The organism is Sphingobacterium ginsenosidimutans (assembly GCF_039536865.1).
GTDB lineage: Bacteria > Bacteroidota > Bacteroidia > Sphingobacteriales > Sphingobacteriaceae > Sphingobacterium > Sphingobacterium detergens.
The window spans coordinates 704,803-717,165 of the sequence record NZ_BAAAZK010000007.1; the positions used below are offsets into that span (position 1 = coordinate 704,803).

5 protein-coding genes are annotated in these 12,363 nt (G+C 47.5%); 4 read left to right on the plus strand and 1 reads right to left on the minus strand.

Going from position 1 to position 12,363, the window contains the following annotated elements; all coding sequences use genetic code 11:
• Positions 1-101: 101 nt before the first annotated feature.
• Entirely contained in the window at positions 102-2,003 is a 1,902-nt protein-coding gene (locus tag ABFX33_RS15310) for a glycoside hydrolase family 43 protein (protein WP_346086732.1), read from the plus strand.
• A 33-nt stretch (positions 2,004-2,036) separates the two neighbouring features.
• Positions 2,037-4,538 (plus strand): glycoside hydrolase family 2 TIM barrel-domain containing protein, encoded by a 2,502-nt coding sequence (locus ABFX33_RS15315; protein ID WP_346086733.1) that lies wholly within the window; start codon positions 2,037-2,039, stop codon positions 4,536-4,538.
• A gap of 5 nt (positions 4,539-4,543) precedes the next feature.
• Here the strand turns inward: ABFX33_RS15315 and ABFX33_RS15320 are convergent, their stop codons facing one another.
• A complete protein-coding gene (locus ABFX33_RS15320; RefSeq protein WP_346086734.1) occupies positions 4,544-6,907 on the minus strand; it encodes a beta-L-arabinofuranosidase domain-containing protein in 2,364 nt (787 codons plus the stop codon).
• Between the two features lie 558 nt (positions 6,908-7,465).
• Between ABFX33_RS15320 and ABFX33_RS15325 the strand changes: the two genes are divergently transcribed.
• Together ABFX33_RS15325 and ABFX33_RS15330 are read left to right on the plus strand one after the other, a co-directional pair.
• A complete protein-coding gene (locus ABFX33_RS15325) occupies positions 7,466-10,573 on the plus strand; it encodes a SusC/RagA family TonB-linked outer membrane protein (RefSeq protein WP_346086735.1) in 3,108 nt (1,035 codons plus the stop codon).
• A 16-nt stretch (positions 10,574-10,589) separates the two neighbouring features.
• Positions 10,590-12,194: a RagB/SusD family nutrient uptake outer membrane protein gene (locus ABFX33_RS15330; RefSeq protein ID WP_346086736.1), complete on the plus strand. Its 1,605-nt coding sequence runs from the start codon at positions 10,590-10,592 to the stop codon at positions 12,192-12,194.
• Positions 12,195-12,363: the final 169 nt, after the last annotated feature.

Consider the following 12,363-nt stretch of genomic DNA (forward strand, 5'->3'; position numbering starts at 1 on the left):
TGTTAAACAATTAAAAAAAGACATACGCGATGCGCTGGGACCTTTCTCGGAACAGCGCATCGTTGTCAGATCAAGCCACCTTTTACTAAATTATTTTATACATGCGATTTACGGTTATAGCATTTTTATTGATGAATATTACGGCATCGGCATACGCGCAGGGATATAGGCAGGGGCCTACCGACAAGGATTTTGCCGGTTATCTATTTGCTTATTTTAAAGGTAATGCGGTGGCCGATGAAGCGGTCTGTTTTGCCATTAGCACCGATGGCTATACCTACCGTGCGCTGAACGGTAACCGTCCGATACTGGATTCGAAGAGCATCAGTAAAACCGGAGGTGTCCGGGATCCGCATATCCTTCGGGCTGAAGATGGAAAGACCTTCTATATGGTACTGACCGATATGACCTCCGCCAAAGGCTGGGATTCCAATCGCGGTATGGTCCTGCTAAAATCGCAGGATCTGCTGCACTGGTCGCATCGGGCCATCGATTTCCAGCAGCGATTCAGCGGCCAGGAAGATTTGAAGCGCGTATGGGCGCCACAGACTATTTTTGATGCGGCAGCAGGGAAATATATGGTCTATTGGTCCATGCAGCATGGAAATGGTCCGGATATCATTTATTACGCCTATGCCAATAAAGATTTTACCGATTTTGAAACGGAGCCAAAAGTGCTCTTCATGCCTAAAAATGGTAAATCCTGTATTGATGGCGATATTATCGAGAAGAACGGACTCTTTTATCTTTTCTACAAAACGGAAGGGCACGGCAATGGGATCAAACTTGCCATGACGGATTCCCTGACTTCGGGAAAATGGATCGAACAGCCTGGGTATAAACAGCAAACAAAGGATGCCGTGGAGGGATCAAGTGTTTTCAGGCGAAACCAGTCGGATCAATATATCCTGATGTATGATGTGTATGGTAGAGGAAAATACCAATTCTGTACTTCCGATGATCTCGATCGTTTTAAAGTGATCGACCAGGAGATTGATATGGATTTTCATCCCCGTCACGGAGCCATCATACCGCTTTCCAGAGAGGAGCTGATCCGGTTGACGGCAAAATGGGGCAAACCCAAGGATATACCATTTGCGTTCAAAAAGAACCCTATTCTGGACGGTTACTATGCAGACCCCGACATCTTGTACGCCAACAAGACCAAACGATATTATATCTATCCCACAAGCGATGGCTTTGATGGCTGGGGTGGCTTCTATTTTAAGACTTTTTCTTCCGCCGATCTGATCCATTGGAAGGATGAGGGTGTTATTCTGGAGCTTAAAAAAGAGGTTCCCTGGGGACCGCGTCATGCATGGGCGCCAACGATCACCGAGAAAAAAGTCAAAGGCGACTATACATATTACTACTATTTTACGGCGGCGCAGAAAATCGGTGTCGCCGTAGCCGACCAGCCAACGGGGCCCTTCAAGGATTCGGGTAGGCCCTTGATCGACTTCAAACCTCCCGGCCTAAGCGGCGGACAGGAGATTGACCCCGCGGTATTCAATGATCCCCGCTCGGGGAAAAGCTATTTATATTGGGGCAACGGTTACCTCGCCGTTGCTGAACTAAATACCGATATGGTCTCCATCAAGAAGAATACAATAAAAGTCCTGACGCCCGACAAAACATTTCGCGAAGGGGTATATGTGATCTTTCGCAATGGAATATACTATTTTCTTTGGTCAGAAGATGATACCCGTAGCGAGAATTACCGGGTTCGCTATGGGACATCAACCTCTCCCGATGGGCCAATCCGGGTGCCCGAAAACAATCTGATCTTGCAAAAAGATCCGGGAAAAGGAATCTATGGTACCGGTCATAACTCGGTCTTGCAGGTCCCCGGAACCGACGAATGGTATATTGTCTATCACCGATTTAGTTACCCAAATGGGATCAGGATGGGGGATGCCGCGGGATTCCATCGTGAAGTATGCATGGATCGGCTTTATTTCGATACGAATGGCCAGATCGTACCGGTCATTCCAACGCATTAATAACAATCAGATCAACCTAAACGACTACATCACATGAATATAATAATTAAAAATATAGCGGTCCTTGCCGTATCAATTTTAACCGGGCTGAGCGCCGTTTACGCCCAGCCGGGCTTTGGTGTTGCCCAGCGTATCAATGCAGACTGGCAGTTCCAGTTAGAAACTGCGGGCGCAGCACAAAACGCAACAGCACCAAACGAGCAGGCCTGGAAAACGGTCAGGCTGCCGCATGACTGGGGCGTAAAGTATCCTTTGAGTCCAAACCTCGCCAGCGCCACGGGATATTTACCAGGCGGTATAGGCTGGTACCGGAAACAGCTGTCCATACCTGCTGAAGACCAGGGAAAGAAGGTCTTTCTTTATTTTGAAGGTGTTTACAACCGCAGTGAGGTCTTTGTCAATGGGAAATCTGTCGGTAAGCGGCCCAACGGCTATGTATCATTTTCCTACGATATCAGCCCGTATATTGAATTTGGAAAGGAAAATACCATTGCGGTCAAGGTCGACCATAGCAAAAGTGCGGATTCGCGCTGGTACACAGGATCCGGAATCTACCGCGATGTTTGGCTCGTCAAGGCCGATCAGGTGCATCTGGATCAATGGGGAGTATACGCCTATCCGGAAATCAAGGGCAAGAAAGGTGTGCTCAATACCGAAACTACGGTGGTCAACAGTTCGTCCCAGCGTAGCGCTGTTACCGTGCAACAGGAGCTCGTCGATGCCGAAGGTAGGCTTGTTGAGAAAAAATCCGGACAGCTTGTGATCGCTGCTAACGATAAAGCACGCCTGGATCTGAAATTGACAGCATCCAATCCCAAACTATGGAACTTAACGCAGCCCATACAATACACCTTGCGGACAACTGTATGGCAAAATGGCAAGCAGGTCGATCAGTCCGAAGTAAAGACAGGCTTTAGGACTTTTACCTTTGATCCGGATAAGGGTTTTGCCTTAAACAAGCAATGGATGAAGGTGAAAGGTGTCTGTTTGCATCACGATGCCGGTGTACTCGGTGCCGAGGTTTATCCTGAAGTGTGGCGGCGGCGCCTGCTCACGCTGAAATCGCTTGGTGTTAACGCCGTGCGTACCAGTCACAATCCACAGGCAACCTCACTTTATAATTTATGTGATGAGCTGGGGCTATTGGTCATGGATGAAGCATTTGATGAATGGGAATTTCCGAAGCGGAAGTGGCTACAGGGCTGGAACGTCGGCATACCGGGTTTTGAAGGCGCTTATGATTTTTTTGAAGAATGGGGGGAGCGGGATTTGGCCGACATGGTTCAAAGAGACCGCAACCATCTTTCGATATTTGCCTGGAGCATAGGCAATGAAGTGGATTACCCCAATGATCCCTATTCCCATCCGATATTGAACGGGGAGAAAAAAGAAGGCGGTTTTACCCAAGCCTCTTATGGCGGTTATAAAGAAGATGCACCGGATGCCATGCGTCTGGGGGATATTGCCAAACGCCTTGCTGCAGTGGTAAAAAAATACGATCGCAGCCGGGCGGTAACGGCCGGCCTGGCGGGTGTGGCGATGTCTAACGAAACGGCCTACCCCGGAACACTTGATATCGCGGGTTACAATTATACGGAGAGCCGATATCAGGAAGACCACCAGCGTTACCCAACACGTGTTATCTATGGCAGTGAAAATCGGCATGATCTTCCGGCCTGGCTAGCTGTACGTGACAATGCGCATATATTTGGACAGTTCCTGTGGACGGGGATAGACTATCTGGGCGAATCGGGCCGTTGGCCTTCGCGTGGTTTTTATTCGGGCTTACTTGATTTTGCAGGCTTTATCAAACCCAGGGGATATTTTCGCCAGTCTTTGTGGGCAGAAAAGCCCATGGCTTATTTGGGAACCTATCCATTGGCCGGGGCAACTGGTACGACCGATCTGTGGTCCGCTTCGGAAGCTCAGCAGAAGCAACGAAAGAATGAAAGCCCCTCCATGGATGCCTGGCCGATCTGGAATTATCAGGACGGACAGCAGATTCGTGTGGTTTGTTATACCAATAGTGCTGCAGCCCGACTAACACTGAATGGGCAGACCGTGGGTGAAGAGAAAAAATACGATGCGAAAACAGGAATTATCTTTTGGGATATCCCTTATGCCGCGGGTAGACTGGAAGTGATTGGATTGGACAGCAATGGAAAGGAAGTTGTCCGCCATGCGATTCAATCCAGCCAACGGCCGGTATCCATTCAGGCTGTGCCTGTTGGAGATTCGTTGATTAAAGCAGGGGAGCTGCTGCAGGTGATGGTGCAGCTTGTCGATGAAAAGGGCATTCCCGTGGTTCTTTCGGAGGATGAAATTACCTGCGATATCGCCGGGAATGCGCGTTTATTGGGTATGGAGGCCGGAAATAATGCCGATATGGGTGATTATACGGATAATAAACAGCGGGTCCATCAAGGCAAAATGATCATTTATGTACAATCAACGGGCAAATCGGGTGACCAAATTACGATTCGGCTGAGCTCCCCCTGGCTGAAAGCCGCCACGGTATCCTATAGCGTTAACTGATGGGCTTATTCATCCGAGCGGAGTGTCCGTATTTCCAAAATTTTATGACTGGGGGACTTTGATGTCCCCTTGATTTTTACCTCTATTGCCGGCAATGCGCTAATACCCTCAGGAAGCTTGATGCGCAAGGTTTTAACAGCAGCAGTGCTATCGCTGCTCTTTAGGGTTTCAATAAGGATTCCATTGACGATGATTTCGGTACTCCGCAGCGCAGTATCTGTCATAAATTTCAGGTATAGTGCAGTAGCGTCTGTATTTTTTAGCTGGTAACTGAACCAGCCCCTGGTTTCACGCCAACGCGTATCGTCAGTGCTCCCGGCCTTGCTATTTTCTTCCCGAAAGAAGTGATCCGATTCCGGCTGCTGTTCACCCGCAATCACCTTGTCCACCGTGATTGCAGTGAGGGCAAGACTTTCGCGTTCATCCCTTTCAATTTTATCCTGCAGCTGTTGAAGTTGGCTGGCGGTTGTTTGTGGCCAATACAAAATATACCTACTATCGTGAATACCATAGAAAGGTTCAAGTTCCATGCGCAGGCTGTCTTTCCCCTGACGAAGTCCCCCTAGCGTAAAATGCAGGGGTTTACCAGGGATAGGGTCGATCAGGGTCGGAATGGCTTCAGGATCGGCTGTTAGCAGCGGGATATCGTGCAAGGGGACCTGCTTTCCGGACGCGATATGGCCCATCCGGCTATCGTCGGCCTTTAGTCCTGTGAGATCACTCGTTCCCGAACGTGCGGCGAGCACAACAGGGCCATAGGATATGCTGTAATAGTTGCTTTGGTCAGGCAGCTGTTCAACCTGGATTTCCATTGGCAACTCCATGCGCAGGTGATCGCCGGGCTTCCAGACCCGTTTTATGATGACATGGGTCGCCGCGGAATCCACGATAGGGTAGGCTTTCCCATTTATCGAAACTGCAGGGCTAGCTTTCAGCCATTTAGGCTTGCGTAAGTAAAGTGTAAATTCACGTTTTATTTTGGAACGAACGGTCAGAGAGGTAAAGGCTTCTTTTGGAAAGTTGTTCTCCTGGATAATCTCGATACCCTTTTGTTTCCACTGTAACCTGGAGGGAACAAAGAGATTGACGTACAGCTCATCATGTGTATGGGCATAAATCATTTCGCCATACTTGGCGTGGTTTTCCATGCCCGATCCAACACAGCACCACATGCTTGTCTGTGCCTGGGAGTAGACGCGATAATGTCCCGGGCGGATCTGCGTAAAGTAAACAAAGCCGCCATGTTCGGGATGCTGGCTGGACAAAATATGATTGTATAGTGCCCTTTCGTAAAAATCGATGTATTTGGCCTGTGGATCTGTGCGGTACAGCAGCTTGGTGAGCCGCAGCATATTATAGGTGTTACAGGTCTCCGGGCCTTCGATGCCCTGAACCATCTTTGAGAAGTCATTTGTCGGGTTAAAATGTTCACTGACGCTATTTCCGCCGATGGCAATGGACCGATGCAATGCGACATTATCCCAGAAATAGCGTACAGCACCGGTCCATTCCGCATCCTTGCTCAGTTCGCCAATCCGGGCGAAACCAATGACTTTTGGGATCTGTGTATTGGCATGTAGGCCTGTTAATTTATCCTGATGTTGGGTTAGGGGAGCCAGGATAGCCTGATGGGAGAACCTGCGCGCAAGCTCCAGGTATTTGGGATTTTGGGATATAGCCGCAACATCTGCAAAAGTTTCATTGAGTCCGCCGTGTTCACTGCGCAGCATGTCCTGTATCTGCGTGTCGGAGAGCTGAGCCACCAGTCTGCAGGCCCAATCGCTCATCGCAATAAGCATATTTTTGGCCGTCGGGCTCGCGGTCAGCAAGTAGACATCACGCAGGCCGGCATAGGTCTTATGGATATTATAAAGCGGTACCCACTTGCCATTTAGGCTAAATGTATTCGATTGGATATTTCCGGACTGGATTTCTTCCCAGATAGCTTTGCCGCCCGGGACGCCACCGATATAGCCATTTCCATTTGCATCCTGACAGCGCTTCAGGTTTACAATCATATAATCCAGCCGTTCCTTGATGCGCGGATCACCGGTAGAAGCATACATATACGCAAGGGCAGAAAGGTAATGACCACCGATATGGCCATCCAACCCTGTGTTTTCCCAATTGGTATAGGACGGTTTGACAACTGCTAATCCAGCTTCTCTTAAAAATGGAGCCAGCAGACGGTCCGGATCCATCTCCAATACATACTGCAGGTCAAGCTGTTGCGCATGATGAAAGGCGCTTGGTAATAGCCGGACATTCTGTAGATCAAAATAATGGAGCTCTTTGGATGCCTGCGCAAATAAAGAGGTACAAAAGAGCAAAGCAAGGATCGTATGGGAAAAACGGCTGTTTAAGTTCATGTTAAATGTATGCTATATAATCCGCTGAATGATAAAAATATACAGCGATTTGGTTATTGGTTATGATGAGCTAATCTACTGGTATTCCAAAGATATAAATTAAGGAATTATTTTTAAGTGTTTTTTTTACATTTATTATTTTCTTATTTTTCATCCCAGATACAGCGCTTGAATTTCGCGCAAATCTAGCAATGGATACGCCCCGGCCTATTGATGCGATATTAACGGGTCTCCTGCGGATTAAATTTGGCGAAGGATCTGACTTGCATTGAAAAAAACGGAATTAATCTGTTGTTGATGGGTTTTAGACATTTTTACCCTTCTTTTAATTATTTGTTGCAAGGTCATTTTTATGAAACCTCTAGCTTTGCTTTATAACCAATTGGCGAATGGCTAGCGCATTCTTAGGAATGATCGGAGAAAGGGGATAATGAATCTTTAGCAATGCATCTTGTATTTTTCTGCCGCAGTCAACAGGCTAGTAATAACCAATTCGTTTAAATAAATAACCAAGTAAGCGCCTCCAGGGGCAAAAAGACATTTATCTCAGATAAGATTATGAACAGAAATTATGTGTCTTCTTTCTTTTGTTTTCCTAAAGAAAGGAACAGGAAAGTGAAGTGGTTGTTAATGGCTTCCATGTTAATGTCCATTGGACGACTGTCTGCCCAAGAAAAAGTCGTTCATGGAAAGATCGTAAGTGATCAGGGAAAACCGATTATCGGGGCATCGATCAAAGTGAAGAACAAAACTCTCAGTACCTCAACCAATGAGAAAGGCGAATTTGTACTCAAGCTCAATCCGGGCGAAATCCTTATTGTATCCAATGTAGGGTATAATCATGTCGAATATGTAGTCGGTAACTCTTCAGAAATCAGCATCCCGCTGGTCTCTTCGGAAATTGCAGTAGATGAGGTTGTGGTGGTGGGCTATGGTAAGCAGAAGAAGGTGGATCTGACCTCTTCTATTGCCGTAGTGGATACCAAGGACCTCGTCAAAGTCCCCGGCGGAACAATTGCCACGCTTCAGAGTGCTGTACCCGGGGTGCAGGTAACCAATGGCGCCGTCCGCATCCGTGGTGTTGGATCCATTAACGGCACGGATCCGCTCTATGTGGTGGATGGGATGATCGGTGGCGCTATGCCGGACGAAAATAATATTGCCAGCATTCAGGTGTTAAAAGATGCTGCATCCAGCGCCATCTATGGTGCCCGCGGAGCCAATGGCGTTATTTTGGTTACCACAAAACGGGGTAAAGCGGGGGATGTAAAGCTCGACTACAATGCTTTCGGCGGCATCAAAAATATTTCCCATAATGTCCCCCTGCTCAACGGACAGCAACTGGCCGAATTGATCAATGAGGAAATGTACAATAAAGATCCTTCGCGCAAAGACTATCTGCCTGCGTTGTCCAAACCCTCGGCCATCGGACAGGGGTATAATATGATGGATGAACTGCTGCAGACGGGCAATTACCAAAGGCATAATCTCTCGGTCTCCGGTGGATCTCAAAATGCCAATTTTAGGCTGAGCGGCATCTATGCTACAGATAAATCCATTATTATCCAGGACAAAAACAAGTATTATGGCGCGCAGTTTATCTCTGATTTTACCAAAGGAAAACTCAAGATCGGCGAAACACTTTCCTTGGGGTATACGCGACGCAACTGGAGCGACAAAAATATCATCGATGCGCAAAAGTGGTCTTCGACATTGCCCTTATATGATGCCAACAGCAGCACTGGTTTTGCCGGGGCGGGCAACGGAACGGATGTGCAGAGTGCCTTGGCGAATGCCTACCTCAACAAAAACGTCAATGACAACTTTTCGGTCAACGGCAATGCCTGGGCTACCTATGAGATCATCAAAGGACTGGTTTATAAATTTAATATGGGCGTAGACCTTAGCCGCATACGCAATGAAGGCTATATCGGTAACTACTCCGTCGGTCAGTATCAGAACCATAATCCGGACGAACTCAATATCTCCAGCAGCCAGAACAACCGCTGGCTATTTGAAAATACGCTGACTTATGAAAATAATTTCGGTAAACATGCGATTTCGGCTTTGGCGGGGATCACCTCGGAAGAGTCCCGGTACAATGCGGTCAATGCGGGTGCCCGGGGTTTGCCAAGTCCGGATGTTTTGATCCTTAATTCGGCTTCCCTGGCAAGTTCCCGCCTGGTGGGGTCGGGTGTAGGCCAGTCGGCCATGTACTCCATGCTGGGCCGTGTAAACTATAATTATGACAATCGTTATCTCTTGACATTTAACATGCGGCGCGATGGATCGGCCAACTTCAGTAATCAATACCGCTATGGAAATTTTCCTTCGGTATCGGCAGGATGGCGGATCAGTCAGGAATCATTTATGAAAGCATTTCCTGCAATCAGCGAATTGAAGCTCCGTGGTAGCTATGGGCTTCTGGGTAATTCGGATATCGCACAATATCAGTATCAGCGGACGGTTAGTTTCGACCATGTCTGGTATTATCTGAACAATGTGATGGTGACGGGTGCGCTGCCGCAGACACCCTCCAATCCGAATGTAAAATGGGAAAGTCAGTATTCAACTGACCTTGGTCTCGATCTGGAGCTCTTTGATCATAAATTGGCTCTGACTGTCGATTACTATAATAAAAAGACGGAGGACATGCTGATCAATGTACCCATTTCGTTCACAGCCGGGTATGTCAACAACTTTCCCGTGCTGAATGCCGGCAGCATACGGAATCGGGGCTGGGATATCCTGGCATCGTATAAAGATCAGGTCGGTAATTTCGGCTATCATATCGGTGCCAATATTTCTTTTGTGAAAAACCGGGTCCTGAGCCTGGGTAACAATAATGAAATTCTATGGGGAAGTATTTCGCCTGGGGGAGAAAATGTCACAAGGACCGCCGTCGGCCGCTCGATAGGGGAATTTTGGGGCTATACAACCAACGGTCTATACACCAGCCAGACGCAATTGGATGCCGATAAAGCTTTTGCACCCCATGCAGCACTGGGCGATGTGCGCTTCAATGACCGAAATGGAGACAAGGTCTTAAATGATCAGGATAAGGATTTTCTGGGAAGTCCAATACCTGATTTTAGCTACGGTTTCAATGCGGATGTCAACTACAAAAGTGCCATTGGTACCTTTGACCTGTCGATGATCTGGCAGGGAAGCCAAGGAAATGATATCTACAACAATAGCCGTTATTGGGGCGAGGGGATGTACCATTACTACAATAATTTTGCATCAACGCTGGACCGCTACCGCGCGGAAGAACTTGTCTTCAAAAATCCGGTATCCGGTGAAACGACGGTCTACCCAAAAAATACAGATACCGATATCCCACGTGCTGTGCTCGGCGATCCCAATCAAAATTTAAGGGCATCCAACAGGTTTGTGGAAGATGGTTCTTATCTGCGGCTTAAAGTCCTCAACATTGGTTACAGTTTTTCTGGGCAGAGGCTCGAACGCTGGAAGATCGACCGTTTGCGGTTTTATGTTGGTGCAAAAAACCTACTGACCTTTACCAAGTACTCGGGTTATGATCCCGAAGTGGGGTCGGGCGATACCCGCTCCAACCTGAGCCGAGGCATCGATGGGCAAACGCCATGGGGACTCAGCTTCCCAAATTCGAGAGAGTATTTTATGGGTATTCAACTTACATTCTAATCCTTTAATCGACATCATGAATAGACACTATATAAAACTAGCAGCTGCTGCCTTGTTGATCCAGTTTTCGGGCTGCAAACCGAATCTGGATCTCTCCAACCCGCAGGAATTGTCGACGGACACGTATTATAAAACAGCAGATCAATTGGAAAATGCGGTCATACCGGCCTATCAGGCTCTGATCGGCCGTACGCAGGGGGGATATGCACGTAGTTTGTATTATGAACTTTTGGCTCCCGGGGATGATTACAATCATACCTTCAAATGGGAACCCATGTATCAGGATACCTACAATACACCTGCAAGTGACGGGATGGCCGCCCAGACCTGGAGAGATTTTTGGAACGGGGTATTTGCGGCAAATTTAGCCATCGACCGTATTCAGAAGTTTGAGGGTGAAATAGACCAGAATAGAAAGAATAGACTGTTGGGAGAAGCGTATTTTCTGCGGGCGCTGAACTATTTGCACCTGGGCATGCTGTTTGGGGAAACCATTCCACTGATCAGCAAACCTGTTGAAACCAATGAAGATTATTATCCGGGCAACGCAGCGGCGGGTGCCGTGTATGCGCTGATCGTGGATGATTTTAAGAAAGCATCGGAATTGTTGCCAACACGGGCAGCGCTCTACGCCGATAGCAAAATGATCGGTAGGGCCACCAAAGGTGCTGCCCAGGCTTACCTGGCCAAAACTTATTTGTATAAACCCATCCTCGCAAAAGGACAGGCAGCGGATTTTGCCAATGCCGAGATCCAGTTGAAAAGCGTGATTGATAGCAAGGAGTATCAGTTGATGTCCTCATACAGGGATAATTTTCTGGAAACAAAAGAGAATAATCAGGAGTCTGTTTTTGAGGTGCAACTCTACAATGGACCGGGCTGGCTGGGGGACGATATATCGAGTTCATGGCGCTGGCAGGAAATTGGCATGTTTGACGGAACGGGTGGTGCCTGGTGGAATCTGGCCCCCAATAAAATGGCCCACGATGAATTTGAAGATGGAGACCCCCGGAAATATATGACCTTATGGTGCGAGAATGGTGCAAAGTTTACGCAATTGGATGGTAAGGTCACGGACTATGCGGACTGGATGAAAAACCTGGCGACCAATAAAGATTACTTTGGCACCCGTAAATATTGTCCGGATGTGCAGATCGCGGATTTTGATAATGGCAACAACGATCGTATTTTTCGCTATAGCGATGTGCTGCTGCTCTATGCCGAATGTCTCAACGAACGTGGCGATATCGCCGGAGCAAAGCAATACATCAACTTGGTGCGCAAGCGAGCCAATAATATCGTTCCCGATGAGCAGCCACACCTATGGTATCAAAAATCCAATGGGACAATCCCCGACGTAGACGGATTGATCGTGCAGGGTTTGGTCAAAAATGGTGTCCCTTTAAATACGGTCAAAAATATTATCGCGCATGAGCGATTTGTTGAATTCTTGGGTGAATATCAACGGTATTTTGACCTCTTAAGATGGGGGATGGCCAATCCAAGCTGGCTGGAACCCTTGAAAAAAGGCGGCTGGTCTGTCAAAGCGATGTATTATCCTTTTCCACAGTCCGAATTGGACAATAATAAAAATCTGAAAGGCAATGACATGAACAATTGATCCAATAAATGATATGTTTTTAGTTATTCGTAGGTAGTGTTAGGTGGAGGTGCCCTTTCTAAGGGCACCTTTTTGAAGCGCAATCGAATGAAAAGGTTCAAAACATTTACTTTTGGTATTCAAGAAAATAACAAATTATAAACCGAATCTCTTTGTCGGGCAGGTTTGG

Excerpts from the sequence above, each read along its gene's own strand:
- ABFX33_RS15310 (WP_346086732.1), top strand. The coding sequence starts at position 102 with ATGCGATTTACGGTTATAGCATTTTTATTGATGAATATTACGGCATCG.
- ABFX33_RS15330 (WP_346086736.1), top strand. The coding sequence starts at position 10,590 with ATGAATAGACACTATATAAAACTAGCAGCTGCTGCCTTGTTGATCCAG.
- ABFX33_RS15315 (WP_346086733.1), top strand. The coding sequence starts at position 2,037 with ATGAATATAATAATTAAAAATATAGCGGTCCTTGCCGTATCAATTTTA.
- ABFX33_RS15320 (WP_346086734.1), bottom strand. The coding sequence starts at position 6,907 with ATGAACTTAAACAGCCGTTTTTCCCATACGATCCTTGCTTTGCTCTTT.
- ABFX33_RS15325 (WP_346086735.1), top strand. The coding sequence starts at position 7,466 with ATGAACAGAAATTATGTGTCTTCTTTCTTTTGTTTTCCTAAAGAAAGG.